We start from the raw sequence: 25,684 nt of genomic DNA, 5'->3' as shown, positions 1-25,684 counted from the left end.
GTCTGCTGTTTTAATTTGAAATGCTTCCATCTTATTTTGCATGTCTACTAATACCGTTTTATACGCTTCTTGTTGTGCTAAATTATTTAATTCGTGGGATCTTTTGAAAGATCATACAACTCAAATTCTGGGCGAAATAAATAATCTTGTACTTTTTTTGACCCAAAATATTCAATATCCTTTCTATAAATCTCTTGCCTATATACAACAGTTTCTACATCTGTATATCCTTCTTTTTTATTACCAAAACTATTTGGTGCATCCCAAGGATCGGGCTCAAAAGGATGCCCTCTATATGGATCTTCTATACAGAAATACAAAAAGAATGGTTTTTCTGAATTTAATATAGCTATACATTTTTCTGCCATTTCTACAGTATTTCTAGGATCTGATTCTAATACTGTATTAAAATGATACACTTTTTCTGGAGCGACATGGTATTTACCTATTCTTGCCGTTTCGTAACCTGATTTCTCTAACAATACTGGTAATGATTGGATACTATCGTAAGTACTAAAATGATGACAATCATGACTATGACCATAAGAACCTCTGGCATGTCCAAATTTACCTGAGAGTATTACAGATCTACTAGCAGCACAACTTATACTTGCACTTGTACAGTAAGCATTATTAAATCGTGTTCCTTCTAATGCTAATTTATCGAGATTAGGTGTTTTTATTATTGGATTACCATAACAACCCAGTGCATCTGTTCCATGATCGTCTGCTACAAATAGAATAATATTAGGAGAAGAAGGCTTTAAGGTTTTCTCAGCCTTTTGGTTTAAATTATTACATGAATTACACATTAATAATCCTGATAACAGAAGTACTTTAAATATTTTTGCAAAAGGACGATACACTTTCATTTGAATGTTTTATTTTTATTAAATATTAAAATTCTTCTTTTAATTCAATATCAACAAATCTAAACATACCTAAGGGAATATCTATTTTAATTGTTTTATTATCAAGTATTTTAAAAACCTCATCGTTTAAAACATCTTTAATTTTTAATGGCGTAATTGTATTAAATGTAATAGTAGCTGTTTGCGAATTGGGATTAATATAGCCATTGTCTACTATGGTTAGCCTTAAATGTTTTGATGAAACCTGTGAAACAACCCAACCTACATTTCCTGTTACGGTTACTGGTAATAATTTGGCTCCTTTTTTAATATCTTCTTCAATAACCTTATAGTATTCTGTTGGATTATATCGTTTTTTTCCATCACTTGAAATATAGTCTTTACCGTCTGTAATGTACTCTTTCATAATACCTCTGTAAATAGCATGAAGGTTTTCAGGTAATGGTTTTCTTTTTGCTTTTTTATCTGCAAAAATGCCCTTTTGTGGTGGTGTAATTAACACCATACCATTTTCATATTTTGGTATAAAATTGAGTCTTCGTTCTGTGGCATTGGCTGCATATCTTGAAAAATCCCATTCTGTAACTGGAGCTCCAGGCCATGTACCGTTTAAATGACTAAAAACTAATGGTGTATTTTTTTCCTTTTCTTCATCGTAAAAAGTCAACCATTTTGTATTACTTCCCTCATTTAAAAAATGTTCATTGGGTGCTGTCATACTTAAATGAACTGGTGAAATGCTCAAAATATCTTCACGATTTGGCACGTATAAAGCACCTTTTGCTATAAGTTTCCATAGTAAACTTATATATTCTTGATCTAATGCAAAATTATTAATGTACTGCGCACCATTGGCTATATTGTAAACCATCATACGTAAAAAATGATTGGGTAGCATTTGATGAGAATATTGCCTAGTACGATCGTAACTGGCATTGTCTCTAGCACAACGCGCTCCCCAACTATCTACTGCTCCACTAGACCAAATCCCCATTCTAGAAGCTAAACTCAACTCCATGGATTTATCTGTAGTTTCTTCCATGGAAGGCACAAAAACACTAGAATAATCTCCAGATACTAGTTTACTCCAAACGGGTAAGTATACATTAGCTTGCCAAAACGTATGTTTGGTTCGGACATAAATTTTTCCATTCTTATCTTTGATATAATTTGCTAATGGATAGAAAAGATCATTCATAACATACTCAAAGTCTTTTGTATAATCTTCTAATTCTGGATAGATTAAAACCGTTTGTTTCCCTTTTGCTTGATCTACTATCTTTTTTGTTGTAGATAATTGAAACATATAAGGATCATTACCATGACCTCCCCAATAGGATATTCCTGGTGCATTTTTATATTTTGGTGTCACAAAATCTATCACTTCTTGTTGCGATAGTACATACTTTTTACGTCTATCTTTTTTATTTCTATATTTCTCATTTAGAATACTAGAACGGTCCCATTTTTCTTGCTTAGGCATATGGAATCCGTTTAAAAAGATAGGATTTGAATACGATTTTTCTAATCTGCTAATTGTTGAACGGGTATAATCATCCTTCCTTTTTTCAGTCATAAAATAAACTGAAGCTGATTCCTTTTGATATACAGGTTGTTTAAATGTTTTTAATTGCTTTTTAACTTCTGCTGTATTTTTTAAAATGGTTTCAATTTTACCTATCGGGTTTAAATTAGCATACTCTTTTTTCCACTTTGAGTTTTCTAAATTTATAATATGAATGGCACTACCACCACTTTGAGCTGAAGCTAAAATGACTCTGTTATTTTGTTTATCATTCCAAATGTCATTAAACGCATATTTACAGGCAAGGACTTCTGTTTCATTAGGATTCATGTTTATTGGAGACAGTAAAATTCTTGAACCAAATAGTGTAAGGTATTTAAGTGCTTTACCTTCTTTTATAACCACAGGTTGTGTTACTCTGTATCCAAAAGCGTCTATCTTTTTATAAAGTGTTTTTATATTAAAAAGAGCTTGATTTTCGGGGTTTTCGATATCTATTCTCAAAAAACCGCTTCCTCTGTTAGCTTCTCCTGTACCTCCTATTAAAATTTCATCCGTTCCATCTCCATTAACATCTCTGGTACGTAACTCTCCAAAAACATTTCCTTTTTTTAACTTAATAGTTTGTATTGGTTTATCTTCAAAAATATCGAACACATATAGAGAACCTCTGCCACTATTACTATTTTGAATACCATGAACGATTAAACATTCCGTTCCATTTTTTTTATGTAGCGGTCTTAAAAAATTTGTGACATGATTCCTAGGTTCTGGTTTCAATTTCCCGTTCTTTCCCCAAGGTTTTTCTATTGAATATGTATTTGATGCGATAGTTTTTAACAACTCTCCTTTGGGTGATAAATAATATATATTTTTATCATAGCCTCCGCAAACCACATAATTTTTGTTCTCTTTATTAATTACACACACAGACTTTATTGGTGCCTCACTTTGGCTGAATTTCCATAACAATTTCCCTTTACTATCTAGGCAATATAAACTTCCGTCTGCATTAGCTGCTAAAACTTCTGCTATTCCATCATAATCTATATCTTGGCACCAAATATCATGATTCATAAAACCAGATAATTCATGTTTCCAAAGCACTTGACCATCAAAAGAAATTCTTAGTACAGTACCTTCATAACTACTTGCTACGATATAAGATTTATTTTTATTTTTAGCTGTTCTTATTTTAGAAATGGTATAACCAATTTCTATACTCTGTATAGCTTGTTTATCTACAAATTTATTTGATAATGGCCTAATACTTTTATTTCTATTAGAAGACTCTTGTGCTACTACATGAAATGCTCTAAAGCTAAAAAAATGAAAGGCTATATATAAAAAGAAGATTATTTGCTTATTCATTAATATATTTAATTTTACTCGCTATAAAGTTACTTAAGGTAAAGTAACAATTTATCTTAAAAAAAAATGTGCTTAAAAATTTATTATATGTATGCCTCAGTAAATACCCCTATAATACTATACATCTAAGCATATTACCTTATATGTCGTATATTTATTATTTTAACTTTTCAAGTGACTTAAGTGGTGTATTTTTTCTTTATTTCAGCAGCATATTTGCCTGGAGACACATCATATTTTTCTTTAAAAACCTTTGCAAAGTGTGTTCGACTTTTAAAGCCAGTCATAACAAAAACTTCATTTACGCTTAACTCTTTTTGTACCAAAAGTTCTGCTGCTTTTTTTAGTCTATACATTTTTAATAGCTCAAAAGGCGTCTGATTAGTAAGTACCTTAACTTTTTGATAAAAATGTGTTCTATTAAGATAAAGCTCTTTAGCTAAGTAATTAAGGTCGAAATCCTGATTATCAATATTCTCTTCCATTAAGCTATATAACTTATCTAAAAAAGCATTATCGTTTCTATTATTCTTATTATTTTCCTTTGTTAACGGGATTCCTACTTGATAACGCTCTCTTAATTGCTTTCTATTAATAAGTAATGCTTCAATATTTGCAACAAGACGCTGTACATAAAATGGTTTATTAATATATGCATCTGCTCCATCTCTTATTCCTTGTAAGTGATCTTCTATATTGGCTAATGCTGTAAGCAATATTACAGGGATATGACTCGTTTTTAAATCTGATTTTATACGAATACATAAATCCAAACCATTTAACTCTGGCATCTGGACATCACTTATTACAATATCTGGCCATTCATCTGCCATAGCTTCAAAACATTCTTTACCATTTCTAAAACTTTTTACTTTAAAGAATTTAGAAAGCATATCGAACACATAGTTTCTCATTTCTGTGTTATCTTCTGCATAAAAAACAAGTGATTCGGAAAACTCTCCTGTTACCTCTATGCTTGAAGGTGAAATATCTTTAAAAAAGTGATTATCTATAATAATTTCTTTTTCCTCAGGTAAAACAATTTCTTCTATTTTCTCTTCAGCTAAATGTTCTTTAACTATTGGTAAACGTACCGTTATAGTCGTACCTACATCTAGCTCACTTTGTGCATCAATAAAACCATAGTGCATCTCTACTAAACGCTTTGAAAAAGCTAGTCCTATTCCTGACCCACTCATATGGGCATTTTCTTTTTTATGAGATTGATAAAATCTTTCGAAAATATGAGCTAAATCTATATTATCTATACCTCTTCCAGTATCAATAACAGAAACTATTACATCTTTATCATCGCTTTTATATTTTATTTTAATAGTGTCATTAGTCTGCGTATATTTAAATGCATTATTAAGTAGGTTATTAAATATTTTTTCTAATTTATCTTTATCTGCTGAAACAATTATTGTTGATTTTTCTCTTTCTATTTCTAGATTCTTTTTATCATTTTTAGCAAAAAACTTAAAATCTTCTGTAAGTTCCTCTATAAATGTATTAAAACTAAATCTGGAATAATTCATTTTTAAAGCATTGGCATCTGCACGTCTAAAATCATGAACTTGATCTACTAATTGTTGAATTTTTTTAGATTGCCGTTGCATTAAGTTTAGCTTCTCTCCAATATCTGCATTTCCTTTAAATCGTTCTAACAGTATATTAATAGGTCCAGAGATAAGTGTTAATGGCGTTTTTATTTCATGAGATATATTTGAAAAGAAGCGTAATTTAGCTTCGTTTACTTCTTTTACTGCGTTAATTTCTAATTGTTCAATTTCTACTTTATGATTAAGTGTTTGAATTTTCAGAATAACTCGTATAACCATATAAATTAAAATAACGGTTAACAGCACATAAATAGAATATGCCAAATTAGTATTCCAAACAGATGGCTCTATTATTATATTTAACCGTTTAGGTGATGTCCATTCATTTATAGAATTTGAAGCCATAACACTCAACTCATACTCGCCTGGTTGAAGTCCATTGTAATGAATGGTTTTTTGATTAGAAGGAGCTTCTACCCAGTCTTGATTTATTGGGGTTAACTTATATTTTATAAAATGGTTTTTATTATTAGAAAAATGCAAGCTTGTTAAATCTAAAGAAAACACATTCTCGTTATGTTTAAGTTTTATTTCATCTAATTGCGTTAAATTGTCCTTGAATAAAACTCTATTATTAATAGTATCTCCAGGAGTAATTAATTTATCAAAGATTTTAAAATTCTCAAATTGTAATTGAGGGAGCTTTTCACTATTTGTAACTTCCTTTGGGTCAAAATAACAAAAACCATCTAAACCAGACAATATCATTATTCCGTTGTTTAATCTTTTGGCTGCAAACCAAAAATCTTCAAAAGGTAAACCATCTGACTCGTTAAATTTTCTAAATGAATTATCTTTAGTATTCAGTTTATTCAACCCAATGTTTGTAGGAATCCACAAGTTATATTCACTATCATATAATATATTCTTAATCACATTATTAGACAATCCGTTTTTTTCTGTAAGGGCTATAAACTTTGGTTTGGAATTACTATTAATAACTTTACATATACCTCCTCCTTCTGTACCAACCCATAAATCTTCATTAGGTAACCTTACTATAGCTGATACAAAATTGCTTGATATAGAATGTTTATCCTTTTTGTTATTTACAAATTGTTTGATTTCAAGATCCTCTATAGGTGTATTTTTTTTATTACTTACTCTAAATAAACCATCTGAGTCTACTCCAATCCATATAAAATCATAAATAGGGTCTGCATAAATTCTTCTAGCTAATGCTATTTTATTATCTTTAAAATATGGATTATCATTAAGTAATTCTACATTTTCAATATCATTTAATTTACTTAACGAAACTTTATAGACCTCATTAAAAGCTCCTATCCAAATATTTCCATATTTATCTTCTGTAAATGATCGTAAACCTCTAGTATTAGGATTTAAAAGATTTTTAAGAGCTACCTCTTCTAATTTATCATCGCCATATTTAATTCTATATATTAATGATATTCCATCAACATAAATCCATGTATTTTTTCTTGAATCTACAAAGACAGCTCCTTCTTTAAGATCTGTCCATGCTGGTAATTTAAAAGGAAGCTGTTCAAACTTATTTGTTTCTGTATTAAATAAAGCTAATCCTCCTAATGTGGCAGAAATATAAGCTCTTTGATTATCTAATGGTGTTATATGGGCAACACTGTTAGAACGAAGACCATAGTCATAATTCATTTTATAACTGTAGCTTTTAAATGGATTTTTGTTAATATCAAATTTATACACTCCTTCATTAAAAGAGGCAAACCAACAATTATTATTAGATGATGTTATAAAAGAGCTAGAACGTAATACACCAAGATTATCTTTAAAAAATTTTAATTTAAATGGCTCCTTGTTTTTTACTTTATCTATATTCTCTACCTTAATTATTCCTTCATTTAATTCTCCTAACCATAGGTTACCTAAAGCATCTACTATAAGGCTATTAAATATATAAGATTCCAGTATTCGTTCTTTTACATGAAAACTATATGTATCATTTTCAATCTTATACTCTATACTTGTTACTCCTTTCCAAGGGGACACTAACAATGTATTATCTTTAATTCCAATAATTGAAGTTGCATAATTTATTTTCCCTTTTAAAACCTCTTGAAATTCCTTTTTATTAGAATTAAAAAGCAATAACCCAGTAGAAGTAGCAAATATATAATGTGTTTTGTCCAACTGTAAACCATTAAAAAATATAATCTTATTTGGAAAATCTTCCTTTGAAGGCAAATATTTACCCAAAAATGTATAATCTTTTTTGAAAGCTAAAACTCCTTCATCCTGTGTTGCACAAAAAATTAAGTCACTGTTCTTATCAACTATTATTTTCCGAATTATTGGTCCATTATGCCCCTTTCCTTCTATTTCATTAGAATATATTTTTGTAAACTTTTCACTTATAAAATTATAAACTGTAACACCATGGTCTGTTCCTATCCATAAATCACCATGATCTGTTTCGTTTAATGCTCTAACCCTATTACTTGTTAAAATATTTTTATCTATTGTGTTCTTATATGTCTTAAATTCATAACCATCATATTTATTAATCCCATCGTAAGTACCAAACCAAAGGAACCCTCTAGAATCTTCATGCATAGATGTTACACCATTATGTGCTAATCCGTCAGAAATTGTAAATTTTTTAAAATATTTAAGCGTTTCTTCTTGAGCAATCGAGAATTGAAATAAAAACAAGAAAAGAATAATGATACTTTTTTTTAACATAAAGTTTAACTGATTAATAAAATACAACTCATATTTATACAAAACAATCAAAAATAACCTTTTTAAATATAAAATTTAAAATCTTTAGGTTTCTTATTTTTAAGACTTTATTATTTTTTTAGAAAGCTAAATACTTCATTATTTTTTATTTTAAAATTCTTATTGGTCAACTCTCTTATCTAATATAGATATAAAATCATATTAATCAACAACTTAAACCCATTATACTAAACAAAAAAATCAAACTAAGGGATTTTAACGGACTAAAACATCAGGTTTAGTAATTTATAATATTACTAGTCAAAGTGTTCATAAAAAAACCTTTGTAAATCAAAACTTTGTATTAGGAGTATATTTGATACTAGTAACGGTTAAGATTAAATTTTGATGAATTTTTGTTAGGTTTTATTTAATAAATAATGAACTCATCTTTATATTTTCTGTTAACTTAAGCTATTTCAAAATAGTTCTAAAAGTCAAATTTATTCTAGGTGTTATTATTTTTTTACTTGGTGGTAAGCGATGTAACCAATGGGTTTGTGTCTCTCCTTTCATAACAAGTAAACTTCCCTTTTCTAAAATGATAGAAATAGATTGTTTTGTGTTTTTATGTTTGAAAGAAAATTTTCGATCAGCTCCAAAACTTAAGGAGCCTATTGCTCCATTCTTTTTTAAATCCTTTTCTCCATCACTATGCCACGCCATACCTTCTTCTCCATTATAATACAAATTAAGTAAACACGAATTAAATGTTTCCCCTGTATGTTTCTCTACTATTTCTTTAAGCTCTAAGAGTTCTTTCGTCCAAGGTAAAGCCTTTTTTGTTGTTTTAGAATACGTATATTCAAATGGTTTGTCTGCATACCAAGCTACTTTTCGCTTCGTAATAATCATTTTTCCACAAATAATAGCTTTATCGTTTTTCCATTTAATATCCTCTAATAATTTTTTAAAATAATAGTGTGCTTTTTCATTGCTCATTATGTATCCATAATAATTTACTTCACCATCATAAGGCAAAATATTAGAATTAAATAAGTCCATCTTTACATCTTTTACAGTCTTCTTTTGTACAAATATTGCATTAATTACTAATTGATTTCTAGCAATTGTTTAACCTTATTTAGTACTTCGTTCCAAAATTCATCAGATCTGTTTCTTATTAGCTATTGTAATTTCTACACTAGAAAATCTTTTCCATTCAAAATTATTGAAAGCATCAATCATTTTTCTTGTCTTTCAATATCTAACTCTTTGTTTTTTTTATAAATCCTCACGGAACTAATTTAATTACACCTTTCTTTTTATTAAATAAGCCAAAAACTAGATAACGCTCATCTTACAAAGTGCAAAATGAGCGTTATCTACTAAGTTAGCAAACGTTTTTAATTATTTATTTTTTTATAAATTTAATTATATTTCCATTCTGAAACTTCATGAAATATAATCCATTCTTTAAATTTTGAACATCTATTTTCTCTTTATTTTCAATAGAGCCTCTAAGCAACTCTTTACCTAAATAATCGTATACTTTATAATTTTCAGATTTCACTAGCCCAGAAAGTTTAATAAAGTTATTAGAAGGGTTTGGAGAAAGGAATACATTCTTAAAGTTTGACTGTTCTTCTACACTAAGAGTTCCTCCTGGTTCTATACAATCTAAAACATCTACAGTGAAAACACCGTTTCCGCCACCTTGAGTGGATGCCAAAGATGAAATTGTGATTGATGTTGCTCCTCCAGGAATACTAACTGTTATTACAGGAGATGCCAAAGCACCTACTTGTTCGAATGCATTTCCTGTAATAGCCAAATCACCATTACAATTCGAACTAAGGATAGGATCTCCATTATTAGTGGTTATTGTACCGTTTTCATAAGTATTCATAACTCCAACTGCTAAAGTTATTTTTGTAATTGTTTCTGAAAAATTTAAAATTAATTCATCTCCTGGATCAAGGCGAATTGTATTCGCTTCTATCGTTGCTGGACTACAACCAAAAGCACTATATGGCCCAAGTGTTCCGGAATTTGTTCCTCCCATCGTTACTTCTACTCCTGTAGTTGATGTAAATGGAAAATCTCCTATATTGTAATGAGCAACCGTTTCTGAATCGCATGGAGGAATATATACCTCTATACAATCTAAAACATCTACAGTAAAAACACCATTTCCACCGCCTTGAGTAGATGCCAAAGATGAAATTGTAATGGATGTTGCTCCGTTAGGAATAGTAACTGTTATTACAGGAGACGCTAAAGCACCTACTTGTTCGAATGCATTTCCTGTAATAGCTAAATCACCACTACAATTTGAACTAAGGATAGGGTCTCCATTATTAGTGGTTATTGTACCGTTTTCATAAGTATTCATAACTCCAACTGCTAAAGTTATTTTTGAAATTGCTTCTGAAAAATTTAAAATTAATTCATCTCCTGGATCAAGACGAATCGTATTTGCTTCTATCGTTGCTGGACTACAACCAAAAGCACTATATGGCCCAAGTGTTCCAGAGTTTGTTCCTCCCATCGTTACTTCTACTCCTGTAGTAGACGTAAAAGGAAAATCTCCCGTGTTATAATGAGCAACCGTTTGTGAATCGCATTGAGCCTGTCCGAAATTTACAGTTAAACATATTGTTAAAATTAAAAATGTAATTTTTTTCATAAAAATTTGGATTAGTAAAGTTATATATTCCTTCTCGTGTTTGCTAACAGTTTTTATAGAATGCAGCATATAAAAAGTGCTATGTTTTTAGTTTAATACAGTGTTACTTTTATACTTTGTAAAAAACAAATTAAGTATTGATGATCTTCTCAAATATATCTCCTCTTTAAGAATTTAGTTTTTACTAAAAACAGTAAGAAAATATTACTTACAATTTATATAATAAGAAAAAACCTACAATCAAATTTATGCATTGAAATTGACATTAACAAACATAACTCAAAGATTTACTGAATAATAAGTGTATTTCTGAAGATAACTTACGAGCGCATAGATAATAACAAAAGCCTTTCTAAGGTTTAATAACAAATAAGGTAAGGTGTTTATATTTTTTGTTTATTTAATCCTTTTTCCAATTGATAACTCGGAATTCAATTCAAGTAAGTCTCCTGAATTTCTATTTTCTGATAATAAAAACTATAAAAAGAAAATCTCTCAACAAATCTTGGTTTATTAAGAGGTTTTATAACTTTAATCCTATATAACCTGTAACGGTTTTTAGGACGAGATACTCTTATAATGACTACTTCTTTAAGTTCTTCCCATTCGGAATCTTCAAGCGCAGAAAATTTATCGAAAGCATTTCTAAGTTGTATTAGTATTTTTCTGTTACCATTTTATATTTCATAGCGTGTTTCTTGTTAAATTATTCTGAAACTTGCACCAGTTAGACATAAAGCGAAACAATTTATTTGTGCATTGAAATATTTTTATTTTAGGGAGATATAATAAAACATTATTGTTTATTTTACTTCTTAAAATTGTTCTATTAATTCTTCAATTTCACTATTTTCATATTTACGTGAAAAGTGTACTGGAATTGCATTTTTAACTTTACTTTCTTTCATTATTTGTCTAGACATTGATGTATAACTATGATATTTTTTTTCTGCAAACTCTTTATCTTCATCTTTATAAAAGCACTCAATATAAACCTCATCACTTCCAAAGAATTTATTTTTGATTTTTTGGTGGTTTTCTATATTTGCAGCATGATCCATTATTATTCCAAGTTTTTACCTTGTTCAATTTTGATCATATAAAATAATTCTTTTGATAAATATTCACCATCATTAATTTTAATTATTCTATTTTCATCATTGTCCTTATATGCTTTTTTTAGTTCCGAAACCCATTCTCCTACTTTAAATCCTTCTCTCAATTCGATTTTAATCTTATCATAAGCTTTAAATAAATATGAGATTGCATCTTCTTCTATTAGATTCCAACAATAACTCTTAATTCTATTTTTAACCTGTTCAATAATCCCTCTTGGTCCGCATATCACAATTTTTTCTTTTAACTCCTATTTGATATCTTAAAATGATATCAAAATTTACAAAATGGTAAATATGAATATGGATTATGAAAATAGCATTGGTATTTTAAAACTCCTTCACAACAAGCCTTTTAGCTTCTCCACATTCACATATATAATTAAAAGAATGATTTTCTACTTTTATCAAAATACATATATCTTCATCTCGATCGCTCTTTATTTCTGCCCTAAGTATTTCATCTTATTTTTTATAATTGCACCCCACCCTTAGTTTAACTAACTTTTGAGTATAACTGCCAATAATTAGAATATTTGTGATTGTTATTGTGTTTGTAATTATATATCCTTAAAATTGGAAAGCCTGTAATACTGACAATATTAATTATTGGTTTATTATGTCGTTTATTTTCTATTCATAAAATAATCCCAAGTTGCTTTTGCTATATCGGAAATGATTTTTTCATTCGTATCAAAATCTTCTCTTGATTCGGTTATAAAAACGCTTATAAAAAAATGCTCACCATTTGGCAGAAATACAACCCCTATATTATTTACAGCAGTTGTTATTCCTGTTTTTTATTAGCTCCAGACCATCCTGTTTTATGAGCAACAACTGTTCCTTTAGGTAATTGACCTTTTAACCGTTTTTTCCCCGTCTGGGTTGCTTTCATCATTTGCCATACAAAGTCATAACTTTTTTGAGAAAGCAGACTATCTTTATTATCGTAAAATGATTGTAGAATTTTGTTTGTCTCTTTTGGCGTAGTCCAATTTTGAAATTGTAAATCCCAATTATTTTGCATTGTTTCTTCATTTATTTTAATCGAAATATTCTTGAAATTATTCCTTCTAAAATAATCTTCAACTGCTTGTGGTCTGCCAAGAAGTTCTAACAATACATCACAACCAACATTATCGCTCAAAGTAATTGTATACTCAAGAATTTCAGCAATTGTTAGTGTCACGCCTTCAGGGTATTTTTTTCTTATTTGGACTCCAAAGTCTAGGTAAAAGTTGATTCTTTTTGATTTCGATTTTTTGGTTAAATGAAAAATTCCTTTTATCAATTTCTGCTAACATAGTTAATGCGATATGAAATTTGAATACGCTTTGCATAGGATAATGCCTTGCATTATTAATACTTAATGAATCCTTTTCGCTATTTCCATTGATAGCAACACCAACAATGGCTCTTTTTGAAGATATAATTTATTTAATGTTCTGTCTCAATGTTTCAATTGTCTGCGTGTATGCTTGTGTAGAGATTGATAAAAAAATCAATAATATTAAACGTATTGGGATTGTCATATTTTTCTATAATTCTATAACCAATAAAATAACCAAGTTTATCAGGAAAACCTTCTGTAAAATACTTTCCAAATTCCATTACCTATTGTCAATCAACATATTTAGCTTTCAAAACAACTGTTAAATAATTTATAACAAAAACTATGAAAAGAGATACCAAAGTAGGGTATCATTTTGTTTGAAACTTATAAACTTTAATAAGCTACTAAATTTCAAAACAATATATAAAAAAAGCTTCATTTTAAAGAAGCTTTTAAGTTTAAACCTTTATTTTTTTTAGAGCTACTATGTAATATGTTTACTGACAAACCCTATAAAGCCCAGGTGTAAATCCATAAATTTTCATTAACCTATTCCATGTATTAATATGAAATTCGTTCCATAATATTTATTTTAATTAATTTATGGAACAAAACTATCAAGTAATTTTATTATAAAACTTAAGATGTCTTAATAAGTAAAATTTATATGATTTTATACATTATCAATGTTATAATAACCTCCTTTATTTTCTTTCCGGTCTAACGATTGTCTAATAATTAAATGCGATACATTAATCATATTTCTGAGTTCGCATAAGGGTGTAGAAACTTTAGATTCCTTATATAAATCTTCTACTTCATTATAAATTAAGTTTAAATGCTTTATTGCTTTTTTTAAGCGGTCATTACTACGCACAATTCCAACATAATCTCTCATTAAAGCTTGAAGTTGTTTTAAATTATGTTGTATTAAAATATATTCTTTCTGCATTTTTGTTCCTTCATCATTCCAATCTGGAATTTCTATATTCATCAACTTATATTCGTGAGTAACGTGGTATTCAAAAATATTATGTGCATACACCAGAGCCTCTAATAATGAATTAGAAGCTAACCTATTAGCACCATGAAAACCTGTTCTAGTACACTCGCCACAAGCAAACAAATTAACGATTGATGTTTTGCCATTTTTATCAATATCAATTCCTCCGCACAGATAATGAGAGGCAGGTACCACAGGTATCCAATGGTTTTCTATATTAATATGATGTTGTAAACATGTCTTGTAAATATTAGGAAAATGCAATTTAAACGCTTCTATATCTAAATGTGTACAATCTAAAAAAACATGAGAAGCTCCAGTTTTTTTCAATTCGATATCAATACTTTGAGAAACAATATCCCTGGAAGCCAATTCACCACGTTCATCATAGCTCAGCATAAATCGATCGCCTTCCTTATTCCGTAGATACGCTCCAAAACCTCTTACAGCTTCAGATATCAAAAAAGACGATTCTTTTTTTGCTCCATACAGTGCAGTAGGATGAAACTGAATGAATTCCATATCTCTAATTTTAGCTTTAGCCCTGTAAGCCATAGCTATCCCGTCTCCAGTTGCAATAATAGGATTTGTAGTATGTCCATATAACCTATACCTCCTGAAGCTAAAAGGGTACTATTTGCCTTTATTGTAAAAATATGTCCTGTTTTTTGGTTTAAAACGTAAACACCAAAGCATAATAATGTTTCAGGTTTAAAATTATTTAAATGGTGATTAGTAATTAAATCTATTGCAAAATGATGTGGTAAAATAGTAATATTGGGCAATTGGCATACGCGGTGTAACAAAGCTCTTTCTATCTCATATCCTGTAATATCTTTATGATGAACCACACGACTCTCCGAATGCCCACCTTCTTTTCCTAAATCTAGGTTCCCACTATCTCCTATATCAAAATTAGCGCCCCATTGCATTAATTCTTTCAAACGCTTTGGTCCTTCTTTAATAACTAATTCAACAATGTCTTCTTCGCACAATCCATCGCCTGCTTTTAAGGTATCTTGAATATGTTTATTAAATGAGTCTTTTTCAGAATCTAATACAACAGCAACACCACCTTGTGCATATTTGGTATTAGACTCTTCTTCAATGGCTTTTGTAATAATTGTTATGGTTTTATCAGGAAATTTTTCGGCAATCTTAGCAGAATATGTTAAACCTGAAATCCCAGAACCTATAACTAAATAATCTGTAACTATCATATTATTTAGATAACTCTAACATACGCTTTATAGGTAATAGAGCTCTTTCCCTAATAGCTTCTGGAACATTTATTTGAGGAGCTTCATTAAGCAAACAATCGTATAATTTTTGAAGTGTATTCACTCTCATAAAACCACATTCGCTACATGCACAGGTGTTATCTTCATAAACTGGAGCAGGAATTAGTTCTGTGTTAGGTACTTCTTGTTTCATTTTATGTAAAATTCCAACTTCTGTAGCCACAATAAACTTTTCTTTAGGATGCATTTTTACATAATTTATCATGCCAGAGGTCGACCCTATATAAGTTGCCGTTTTTAAAATATGCTCTTCGGATTCTGGATGCGCTATTATTTTAAAATCTGGATATTTTTTAAGTAACTCTAAAAGTTTATCTATAGAAAAAGCTTCATGTACAATACAGCTTCCTTCCCACAATAACATATCTCTCCCTGTCATTTTATTAATATATTTTCCAAGATTTCTATCTGGAGCAAAAATAATAAGCCTTTCTTTTGGTATAGATTCTACAATTTTTAAAGCGTTAGAAGAAGTACAAACAATATCACTAAGCACTTTAATTTCTGCTGAACAATTAACATAGGTAATTACAACATGATTTGGATGTTCTGCTATAAATGCACTAAAAGCGTCTGGTGTACAAGAATCTGCTAAAGAACAACCTGCCTCTAAATCTGGTAATACAACTGTTTTAGAGGGACTTAATATTTTTGCTGTTTCTGCCATAAATGCACACCAGCAAACACAATAATATTAGCATCTGTTTCTGCTGCTTTTTGTGACAAGCCTAAACTATCTCCTACATAATCCGCTATTTCTTGTATTTCTGATGGCTGATAATAATGAGCTAGAATAATGGCATTTTTTCCTTTTTTAAGAGCTTTAATTTTTCCTTTTAAATCCATTTAACTTGTATTCTTTTTTATACAAATAATCTTAATTAAAATTTATTTAAGATTAAAACATCTTTTTTTCTTATGTTTGAAAACAAAACACATCTATGCTAACTAATGCTTGTAAATATGCTATTCGTTCAATTCTTTATTTGGCTATAAAAACAAATGAAGACTGTAAAATAAGCGTTAAAACAATTGCAGACGAGCTAGAAACTCCTCAGCCTTTTCTGTCCAAATTATTACAACAATTAACTCGAAACCGTCTTGTATCATCAACAAAAGGACCAAATGGTGGTTTTTATTTATCTGATGAAAACAAACAAAATACCATTTGGGATATTATTGAAATTATTGATGGTACCTCTAAATTTGATGAATGTTTTTTAGGATTATCAAAGTGTGAAGATGAAAACCCTTGCCCTGTCCATTTTATAGTCTCTCCTTTTAAAAAACGTATTTTAGTGAACTTTAGGGATAAAACCATTTCTCAATATGTAGATGATATCAAACAATCTAAAAAAATTATTTCATTAAAAGATTTTGACATTTTAAAAAAATAAAATTATAGCATATTTTCATCTAAATGCTTTCCATACTCTTTTACATTAATGCATATTTTTATAAACTAATTTTGATTTACAAAAATATAAGCCCCTTGCAACAGAGCATATGATATTTATCATCTGGTTAATTTCAAACCATTTATTTTAAACATTCTTCTTTCATACTTCCATTCTGTTTTTGTTTTACTGTTAGAATATCTGCTCTTTTCTTTACTAAATTGTTTATTGGTTGCTTAATATGATAATGTCTTAATTGATGCTCACTTTGGCGTCCAGAACTAAAACTAGATACACGTTTTAAATACCCTATAACACGTGTAGCATAATCTATATTATTAGAGCCACAAGCACTACAACTGTGAAGTGATTTCTTGTCTATATGCTCACAGTCATTACAAATAGTTATTCTTATATTAAAGCAAAAATAATTACATCCAGCACTAGCTGTAGCATGTAAAAGCTTGACAAAACCAGATTTATTGGGAGCTTCTTCTAAGTTAAGGTGAAGTGCAGAACCACCATCAAGATATTTTATAATGTCTTTCCCATGTAGTATAATTTTATCTAAAGTATTTGTTTGTTGGTCTTCAACTTTATAAAAATAAGAGTTATAACATGCTCTTGGAACAAATAAACCATCTGCTCTATCCCATTTTGCATTTTTTACACCTAAGTTTTCTGCAGGCACAAACTCTGTATTAAACATATAACCGTATTTCTTTTTTGCTCGTTTATTCTCATCATAGATCGCTTTTAAATATTTATTTACAAACTTTTTATACACGCTATTATTTCCTATATATATGCCTTGACTTTCTGCGCCTTCTACCATACCATTAATTCCAATAGTTAAAAACTGCTTATCTAACGCTATAAAACCTGCTTTATAAAAGGGTAACAAGCCTGCTACCTCATATTCCTCTATAAGTTTTCTATAAGCAACTTGGTATTTATGAATTTTTTGAACTTCATAAATAATATTGGCTCCTTTTTGAATTAACCGATTCATGTTAAGTGTTATCACATTAATAGAGCCTGTTGCAACACCTCCAGCTCCTAAAGAATAACTAAATGTATTATCGCTTATTTCGTTACGTAATCGACAACAAGATGCTAGACTATCTGCACTTTCCGATTGATAAACAAAAAAAGAATTGCCTTCGCTTAGTTCTTGAGCACACATATCTGTAAATTCAACATCAATCGGTTTACCTTCTTTAACTAACATCGCTGCTGTAACCACAGGAAAAGTGAGAATGGCTCTGTTGCGCTCTATATTAAACCATTTCATAAAAAATTCTTGTATTTTTTTAAGATTTTCCCATTGTGGTTTTATCATATCTGGAAATACAAAATCTCCAAACATACTATTAAAATAAGACTGATCATATAAAGAAATATTCCAAAAAACCGATTGATATCCTCTAGCTGCAGCTGGCTGGTTAATAGCATAAACGACATGCTGTAAATGATTTTCTATTAAACTTTTATGCGTCTCTAAATAATTTTCTCCATAATCTTTTACAGCAAAATAATCGAAATACATTAAGAATTCCACAGTTGCTAATGCCCCTGCAAATTGAGAACTTATAGCAAAAACAAGGTTTACAAACTCCCCACAAAAACTCTCTAAATGTTTTGGAGCTTTACTTTCTCCTCCTAACTTAGTTAGTCCATCAAACAAAAAAGGATACATACTTATGGAAACGCAATAAGGTTTTAAGGAGGTTTCATCATGCACATATATTTCATGAGTTTCTATTTGTCGGGTATACTCATTAGCTAAATCATCACCAAAAAGAGATGCTATTTTACGCTTTACTAAAGCTCTATTCACCTGTATATTTATATCTTTATTTATCTCTGCTTCTAAAGTTGCTATATTTTTTGAAGTCACATTAGCATTCGCATCAACTTTAGAGCCATTTGCAGCATTTGAGGAATTAATATAATGATCTACAAAATCAATTTTTTGTTTTACTTGGTTTTCGGTAAGTCGTATCATATAGTTTAGTTTTTAATGAATAAATAATTAAGGTTTTTATTTGTTTTTACTTCAATAAATTTTTGATTGGTTGTTATACTATTTAAGCCTCCTAAAACCTGTTCCCATTTACCTGTTTTAATCCAAGTAAGTTCTCTTAAAATAGCGAGAGCCACTTCTTCTTTACCTGTATAAAGACAAGTCTTAAAATTTTTAAGTTTAGCCAGTTTTAATAATTCTATTAATTCTTTTTCATACCATTCTCCTCCCATAAAAAGGACACAAGTAGCTAGATTATTATACACATTAAGGATCTCTTCAAATGCATTTTTATTTAGCAAATCCCCCACACCTTCTTTCCATAAAAAAGGAGAATGGCATCCTTGGCATCGAAGTGGACATCCTGATATTGAAAAACATAAACTTATTTCTCCTGGAACTTCTTGAAGTACAACTTCAAAATTATAGTAATACATTCATTAAAAGATAAAAAGATCTTATATTATTTTATAAAAATAAAAGTATTTTGTAACTTTTTTAAATTGATTAAAATGAGTTATTAAACATCTTATTAACAAGTATTAACTTGTATTGTTTTAGAAGCTACTTAATAGCTCATATTTTACAAAGTGTTTTTAATAAACACGAAATAGATAAAATAATTAGTAGCTATAACAAACATAATAGTTTCTACCAATTATGGACACCCTAAGAAGCTACTGGAAAAGGAATGAATAATCATTCTTCCCAAATTTTTGACTTGATCCGTCTTTTTAATGTAGATTGTCCTGTTTAAATTCTTCAGGAACTGTATTTAGTTCTGTAAAGTAAAAATGTAGTTCTTCTCCTTTTATTTCATATTTGTCATATCAAAATACTGAACAAAAACTTCGGGAAGTAATAAATGGGCTACTGCAAATAAAGTGTCTGAGGGCATTCGAATTTTTGATTCTATAGTTCAGTCATTTTTAATTATTCTAAAATTTTTTGTACTGAACTATAAAAAAATAAAAAACAGCTACTTACAGATTAAGCAATATAAACGGAATGAATTCTATAAAATCAAAAAACCTGTAAATTATTAATTTACAGGTTTTTAACTAAGTCGGGGTGGCAGGATTCGAACCTGCGACCTCCGCGTCCCAAACGCGGCGCGATAACCGGGCTACGCTACACCCCGAATTGGTTATCTATATTATATTTAAAAATATAATAATTTGCGGAGAGACAGGGATTCGAACCCTGGGTAAGTGTTTCCACCTACGACGATTTAGCAAACCGCTCCTTTCGGCCACTCAGGCACCTCTCCGTTATTTTTAAGAACTAGCATTTGTTGTTAAATGCGGTGCAAATGTAACTTTTCATCTTAAAGCACACAAGTATTTTATTCACTTTTTTTAAAAAATTATTCTGGATATTCTATCCGTAAATGGTAAATATTTGCAAGCTTGCGCTTTAGCACTTTTTTAATAGATTCAATTTCTTTAAAAGTTATATTAGCATTTAAAAACTGACCTTCTTTTACTTGCTTATTTATGATATTTTCAACAAAAGCATCTATTTTAGTCGACGTTGGTTCTTTCAAGCTTTTTGAAGCTGCTTCAATACTATCACACATCATTAAAATAGCTGTTTCTTTACTAAAGGGCTTAGGTCCTGGATAGCTAAAATCTTTTTTATCGACTTCAATAAGGTCTTTTTTTTCTTTCATATAGAAATAATAAACAATACTAGTACCATGGTGTGTTCTTATAAAGTCAATAACACGATCGGGCAAATTATTCTTTCTAGCTATTTCAATACCATTAATAACATGATCTGTAATTATTCTAGCACTTTCTTTAGAGGACAATTCGTCATGTGGATTTATACCTGTGGATTGATTTTCGGTAAAAAATGTTGGATTTTTCATCTTACCAATATCATGATATAAAGCCCCTACTCTAGTTAGCATAGCGTTTGCTCCTATTTCATTTGCTGAAGCTTCTGCTAGGTTAGCAACATTTAAGGAATGATGAAACGTTCCTGGAGCTTTATTTGATAATTCTTTAAGTAGCTTTGAATTAGTATCAGATAATTCTAATAAAGATACATCTGAAACCAACCCAAAAAGCTTTTCATATACATATATTAAAGGTTGTACAAATAAAGTAGCCAATCCACATAAAACAAACCATATAAAAGTTTGCCATTTAATGGTTTCTACACTCCCCTCATGAATAACGAAAAAAGCAAAATAAGCTACAATATATATAAATGTTATTTGCCCAACGGATATAAATAAATTAGCACGCTTATATAATTCTGAAACGGTCAATATAGTTACAATACCTGCTATAATTTGTAAAAACAAATACTCATAACTATTTGGAACAATAAACCCTAATAACAAAACTGTAAGTACATGTGTAAAAAGCCCCAACCTAGCATCAAAAAAAGCTTTAAATACCAAGGGTAAAATACAAATTGGTACAATATAAATGTATTTAGAATCATAATTTACAACCAAAGTTGTAATAAATATCATTAATGAAATATTAAAGAAAATAAAAGTAACCTTAGTATTATTCTCAAAAACTGTTTCTCTATATTTTCTTAAAAACAAAAGTAGCATCAATAATACTAAAGCTACCAGTAGTGCATAGGCAAACAATACCCAATTATAACTAGCTTCACTCCAAACTTGAGATTCATATTCAGACTGTAAAGATTTTAAAGCTTGATATTTATCGCCTTCAACAACTTCTCCTTTGGAAACTATTAGGGTTCCTTTCTCAATACTTCCTCTCGTATATACAATTTTTGCTAACTCATCCTGCAATACCTTATCTGTAAAAGATTTATTTAATACTACATTAGGCTCTATAAAATCAAAAAACAACGCCACAAAATTTGTTTTAAAACTGGTTAAACCATGTTTAACTAGTACCTTATCAATTATAGGCGTAATCTCACCCTGTTCTACAAGGTTTGAAAAAAAACCATCATATTTTTTTTCTCTACCATCAAGTATAGCAATAATTTTATCGGAGGGGAAAGTATAATTTTCGCTTAAAATTCCAAAGGCATATAATTCTGAAATAATTTCTTTTCCAACAATATTTAAAACACTTGGCTTAATACTAGAAAAAGATCCTGATAGATCATTTTTTAATTTATTTTTGAAAATACTTTTTACTTTACTTTCAACTGTATTATCTAAATCAAAGTATAGTACCGCATTATTAATGAGAGTCTGCTTTTCTATATCAATTTCAGATTCTGTTTTTTTTACTGCAAAATCAAACGGTGCATATAAATTTTCCGATTGCCAAGGTTTGCCTTTTTCAAAACTGTATTTAAACTTTCCACTTTTAGGAAACAAATACACAATTAAAACCGTAGTACAAATAAACAGTAAACCTTTATAAATTAAGGAATGGTTTCTATACAATCTATTTATGAAATCTTTCATACTCTGTTTATTGATACTTTATAATGGTTACATTTAAAGGAATAATGAAATCAAATGTAATAAAATTATAAGCGTTTACCATTTTTTATAATGAGCGAATCATTCAAATTTCTATTAAAAAATCGTTATTTTCGCAAGTACTAAACTTAAAAATTAGATCAATGAATAAAGAAGTAGTCATTGTTTCTGCAGCAAGAACACCAATAGGTAGTTTTTTAGGTGCTTTATCAACTATCCCTGCTCCTAAACTAGGGGCTATAGCCATTAAAGGAGCCTTAGATAAAATAAATTTAAAACCAGAGTTAATTGATGAAGTTTTAATGGGGAACGTTGTACAAGCTGGAACAGGTCAAGCACCTGCTAGACAAGCTTCTATTTATGCAGGCATACCAACTACTGTACCCTGCACTACAATAAATAAAGTTTGTGCATCTGGAATGAAAGCCGTTATGCAAGCTGCTCAAACCATTGCTCTTGGAGACGCCAATATTGTTATTGCTGGAGGCATGGAAAACATGAGCTTAATTCCTCATTATTTACAAGCTAGAACGGGTACTAAATTTGGCTCTACCTCTTTTATTGATGGTATGCAAAAAGATGGATTGGTTGATGCTTATGATGAAAATGCTATGGGAGTTTCTGCTGATGCATGTGCTTCTAAATATGACTTTTCTAGAGAAGATCAAGATACATATGCGATTCAATCTTACAAACGTTCTCAAGCAGCATGGGAAGCTGGTAAATTTAATAATGAAGTTGTTCCTGTTGAAGTTAAGCAAAGACGTGGTGAAACTATTATAGTTTCTAAAGATGAAGAATTTAGTAATGTTACAATAGAAAAAATCCCTCAATTAAGACCTGCTTTTACAAAAGATGGCACAGTTACTGCTGCAAATGCTTCTACCATAAATGATGGTGCTGGTGCTGTTGTTTTAATGAGTAAAGAAAAGGCTGATGAGCTAGGATTAAAACCTTTAGCTTCAATAAAAGGTTATGCAGATGCTGCACATGAACCAGAATGGTTTACAACCGCTCCTGCTAAAGCATTACCAAAAGCCTTAAGTAAAGCAGGAATAACTATAAATGATGTTGATTATTTCGAATTTAATGAAGCTTTCTCTGTAGTTGGCTTAGCCAATATGAAAATTCTAGGATTAAACGATACTAATGTAAATGTAAATGGAGGAGCTGTATCGCTTGGGCATCCATTAGGATGCTCTGGTGTTAGAATTATAATCACTTTATTAAATGTATTAGAACAAAACGATGCTAAAATAGGTGCTGCTGCAATCTGTAATGGAGGTGGTGGTGCTTCATCAATTATTATAGAACGCAATTAAGCTTATTTATATTTAATGCAATACGGAATTTGTAATTTAAGCATTGTTCCCCTTAGAAATGAACCTACAGACACTAGTGAACTTGTATCACAAGTACTTTATGGAGATATTTTTAAAATTTTAGAACAACGCAAAAACTGGAGTAAAATTAGAATTGCTTTTGACTCCTACGAAGGTTGGGTAGACAATAAACAATATTTTGAAATAAATGAAAACCAATACAAATCTTTACATAAAGAAACTCCTAAACTTTCTCTAGATTTAGTAGAATTTATTCAAGATAATAATGAACAATTATATCCCATTTTACTAGGTTCTTCTTTAAACGGAATATCACTTTTAAATCACAAATATGATGGTGATTTTATTAAAAAGAAAAGAACTAAAGAAAACCTTATACAAACCGCATTTTTATATTTAAACACGCCTTATTTGTGGGGAGGAAAAACGCCTTTTGGCATAGATTGTTCAGGTTTCACACAAATGGTTTACAAACTTAATGGCTATAAATTATTACGTGACGCTTCTCAACAAGCAGTACAAGGCGAAGCTTTAAGTTTTATTGAAGAAAGTGAACCTGGAGATTTAGCTTTTTTTGATAATAATGAAGGCGCTATTATTCATGTTGGTCTCATTATGAAAGATAATTACATTATACATGCCCACGGCAAAGTTAGAATAGATAGGCTAGACCATTCAGGAATATATAATGTAGACACAAACACACATACACATAAATTACGCGTTATTAAAAAAGTGATATAAATAAAAAAAGCCGCTAATAGCAGTCATGGTCGGAAGAAAAAATCTTCCGACTTTTTATTTTATGTTGGGCAATATTTTAGTTTTAATTGTTTGATTCTCAGTTGATTACTTTGTTTTTGCGATGTATTTTTCGTATCTTATTACCTGATAATCAATATATTATGTCAGTATTTAAAGATCACAAAATTTCTGTAAGTCAATTATTAGGTGTTATACCAGAAGCGCTTTTGTCCAAATTATCATTAACTACAAAAGTCGATTACTACACCAAGGTTCTTCATGGTAAAAAAATGTTCTATTTGCTTCTTTATGGTATTGTAGAGAATGAAAAACTAAGCCAGCGCACTTTAGAAGATACTTTTAATGATTTTCTGTTTAAAACGCTTTTTGATTTGGACAAATCCGAAACCATAAGACGAAGTTCTATCTCTGAAAGGTTATCCAAAATCGACTCTGATTACTTCTGTCAAATATACCAATGTGTTTACCAGCAATTTCACGATGCCTACCCTAACAAGGAAAGACACCTTTTAATCCATGTAGATAGTTCTATGGTTAGTGAGGCTTCTTCCAGATTATTAAAAGGTATTGACCATAAAAATGGGAAGAAATCTGTTAAATACAGTATGGCTTTTGATGGTTTGTTGCCTTGCCATTCAGAGGTGTTCACCAGGGCGGAATATTCCAGTGAAGATATGGCTCTGCCCGAGGCTATAATGAATCATGTAAAGCAAGAAACACATCATCAGAATATCTATGTCATTGATAGAGCACTTCAATCTACAAGAACAATGAACTCATTTACTGATGATGCTGTTACTTTTATTGCCAGAGCAAAGGAAAACCGAAAACATGTAGAGTTACAATCTTTAGTCAGGCAAGCTCAAGATTCAGATTTAGGAGAATTAACTCTTATCAAAGATAGTAAAGTGCAACTTTACACAGGAAAAGCCATCCATAACAAAAAAGGAAATATTCATTACAGAGAAGAGTTGGTAGAAACTCCTTTTCGTTTAATTATAGCGAAAACAATAACAGACGATCCAAAAGAATTTTGGTTCATTACCAATGATTTTGATTTATCTGCTAAACAAGTAGCCCAAGCTTATAGAAGGCGTTGGGATATTGAGGTCTTTTTTCGTTTTATAAAGCAAGAAATCAATGTAAATCATTTAGTGTCATTAAATAAAAATGGAATAGAGGTTATGCTATACATGACCTTAATCGTAGCCATGTTAATCTTAATCTA

General features: G+C 29.8%; 19 protein-coding genes, 2 tRNA genes and 2 pseudogenes. 4 read left to right on the top strand and 19 right to left on the bottom strand.

The window, feature by feature from the left end; translation table 11 throughout:
• Positions 1-86 precede the first annotated feature (86 nt).
• The 14 genes and pseudogenes from A8C32_RS11670 to nadA all read right to left on the bottom strand — a co-directional run bounded on the left by A8C32_RS11670 (position 87) and on the right by nadA (position 16,338).
• Positions 87-872 carry a sulfatase-like hydrolase/transferase gene (locus tag A8C32_RS11670; RefSeq protein ID WP_069830604.1) on the bottom strand — a complete coding sequence of 262 codons (786 nt, stop codon included), beginning with the start codon at positions 870-872 and terminating at the stop codon, positions 87-89.
• 25 nt (positions 873-897) lie between these two features.
• A complete protein-coding gene (locus tag A8C32_RS11665; protein WP_069830603.1) occupies positions 898-3,768 on the bottom strand; it encodes a PQQ-binding-like beta-propeller repeat protein in 2,871 nt (956 codons plus the stop codon).
• Between the two features lie 179 nt (positions 3,769-3,947).
• Positions 3,948-8,072, bottom strand: coding sequence for a hybrid sensor histidine kinase/response regulator transcription factor (locus A8C32_RS11660; RefSeq protein WP_069830602.1), 4,125 nt, complete (start codon positions 8,070-8,072; stop codon positions 3,948-3,950).
• A gap of 453 nt (positions 8,073-8,525) precedes the next feature.
• Positions 8,526-9,116 carry an alpha-ketoglutarate-dependent dioxygenase AlkB family protein gene (locus A8C32_RS11655; protein ID WP_069830601.1) on the bottom strand — a complete coding sequence of 197 codons (591 nt, stop codon included), beginning with the start codon at positions 9,114-9,116 and terminating at the stop codon, positions 8,526-8,528.
• A gap of 349 nt (positions 9,117-9,465) precedes the next feature.
• A complete protein-coding gene (locus A8C32_RS11650; protein ID WP_069830600.1) occupies positions 9,466-10,740 on the bottom strand; it encodes a T9SS type A sorting domain-containing protein in 1,275 nt (424 codons plus the stop codon).
• Positions 10,741-11,555: 815 nt separating this feature from the next.
• Entirely contained in the window at positions 11,556-11,801 is a 246-nt protein-coding gene (locus A8C32_RS20940) for an MBL fold metallo-hydrolase (RefSeq protein ID WP_069830599.1), read from the bottom strand.
• 2 nt (positions 11,802-11,803) lie between these two features.
• Positions 11,804-12,088, bottom strand: coding sequence for a hypothetical protein (locus A8C32_RS20935; RefSeq protein WP_069830598.1), 285 nt, complete (start codon positions 12,086-12,088; stop codon positions 11,804-11,806).
• A gap of 393 nt (positions 12,089-12,481) precedes the next feature.
• Positions 12,482-12,586: a hypothetical protein gene (locus A8C32_RS21585; protein ID WP_489884316.1), complete on the bottom strand. Its 105-nt coding sequence runs from the start codon at positions 12,584-12,586 to the stop codon at positions 12,482-12,484.
• Positions 12,587-12,642: 56 nt separating this feature from the next.
• Entirely contained in the window at positions 12,643-13,146 is a 504-nt protein-coding gene (locus tag A8C32_RS21485) for a serine hydrolase (protein WP_240491735.1), read from the bottom strand.
• A complete protein-coding gene (locus A8C32_RS21580; protein WP_489884315.1) occupies positions 13,049-13,252 on the bottom strand; it encodes a serine hydrolase in 204 nt (67 codons plus the stop codon). The genes A8C32_RS21485 and A8C32_RS21580 overlap by 98 nt, the downstream gene beginning before the upstream one ends.
• Before the next feature lie 61 nt (positions 13,253-13,313).
• Positions 13,314-13,466, bottom strand: coding sequence for a hypothetical protein (locus A8C32_RS20670; protein ID WP_165605833.1), 153 nt, complete (start codon positions 13,464-13,466; stop codon positions 13,314-13,316).
• A gap of 395 nt (positions 13,467-13,861) precedes the next feature.
• Positions 13,862-14,086, bottom strand: a complete 225-nt coding sequence (locus A8C32_RS21365; RefSeq protein WP_349267246.1) for a hypothetical protein — start codon at positions 14,084-14,086, stop codon at positions 13,862-13,864.
• 219 nt (positions 14,087-14,305) lie between these two features.
• Positions 14,306-15,411 (bottom strand): annotated as a pseudogene (locus A8C32_RS11630) (L-aspartate oxidase); the annotation flags it as partial.
• Between the two features lies 1 nt (position 15,412).
• Positions 15,413-16,338 (bottom strand): annotated as a pseudogene (gene nadA, locus A8C32_RS11625) (quinolinate synthase NadA).
• 95 nt (positions 16,339-16,433) lie between these two features.
• Here nadA and A8C32_RS11620 point away from each other — a divergent pair.
• Positions 16,434-16,889: an RrF2 family transcriptional regulator gene (locus tag A8C32_RS11620; protein ID WP_069830597.1), complete on the top strand. Its 456-nt coding sequence runs from the start codon at positions 16,434-16,436 to the stop codon at positions 16,887-16,889.
• A gap of 142 nt (positions 16,890-17,031) precedes the next feature.
• On the opposite strand, the gene nrdD is transcribed toward A8C32_RS11620, so the two are convergent.
• The 5 genes from nrdD to A8C32_RS11595 all read right to left on the bottom strand — a co-directional run bounded on the left by nrdD (position 17,032) and on the right by A8C32_RS11595 (position 22,330).
• A complete protein-coding gene (gene nrdD, locus A8C32_RS11615; protein ID WP_069830596.1) occupies positions 17,032-18,897 on the bottom strand; it encodes an anaerobic ribonucleoside-triphosphate reductase in 1,866 nt (621 codons plus the stop codon).
• Positions 18,898-18,902: 5 nt separating this feature from the next.
• Positions 18,903-19,352 carry an anaerobic ribonucleoside-triphosphate reductase activating protein gene (gene nrdG, locus A8C32_RS11610; RefSeq protein ID WP_069830595.1) on the bottom strand — a complete coding sequence of 150 codons (450 nt, stop codon included), beginning with the start codon at positions 19,350-19,352 and terminating at the stop codon, positions 18,903-18,905.
• 629 nt (positions 19,353-19,981) lie between these two features.
• Positions 19,982-20,056: transfer RNA gene (locus tag A8C32_RS11605), tRNA-Pro, on the bottom strand.
• A 40-nt stretch (positions 20,057-20,096) separates the two neighbouring features.
• Positions 20,097-20,185, bottom strand: a tRNA-Ser gene (locus A8C32_RS11600).
• A 96-nt stretch (positions 20,186-20,281) separates the two neighbouring features.
• Complete coding sequence (locus A8C32_RS11595; RefSeq protein WP_069830594.1) at positions 20,282-22,330, bottom strand: HD family phosphohydrolase; 2,049 nt, start codon at positions 22,328-22,330, stop codon at positions 20,282-20,284.
• 161 nt (positions 22,331-22,491) lie between these two features.
• Between A8C32_RS11595 and A8C32_RS11590 the strand changes: the two genes are divergently transcribed.
• From A8C32_RS11590 to A8C32_RS11580, 3 genes are all read left to right on the top strand, one after another.
• Positions 22,492-23,670: an acetyl-CoA C-acyltransferase gene (locus A8C32_RS11590; protein WP_069830593.1), complete on the top strand. Its 1,179-nt coding sequence runs from the start codon at positions 22,492-22,494 to the stop codon at positions 23,668-23,670.
• Positions 23,671-23,685: 15 nt separating this feature from the next.
• A complete protein-coding gene (locus tag A8C32_RS11585; protein ID WP_069830592.1) occupies positions 23,686-24,435 on the top strand; it encodes a C40 family peptidase in 750 nt (249 codons plus the stop codon).
• A 161-nt stretch (positions 24,436-24,596) separates the two neighbouring features.
• Positions 24,597-25,684: IS4 family transposase (locus A8C32_RS11580; RefSeq protein ID WP_069830591.1), on the top strand; the 1,088-nt coding region annotated here is incomplete at its 3' end.

This window comes from Flavivirga aquatica (assembly GCF_001747085.1).
GTDB classification, from domain to species: Bacteria; Bacteroidota; Bacteroidia; order Flavobacteriales; family Flavobacteriaceae; genus Algibacter_C; species Algibacter_C aquatica.
The sequence above is the reverse complement of the archived record's forward strand: the minus strand, read 5'-3'. Positions and strand labels throughout refer to the sequence as shown.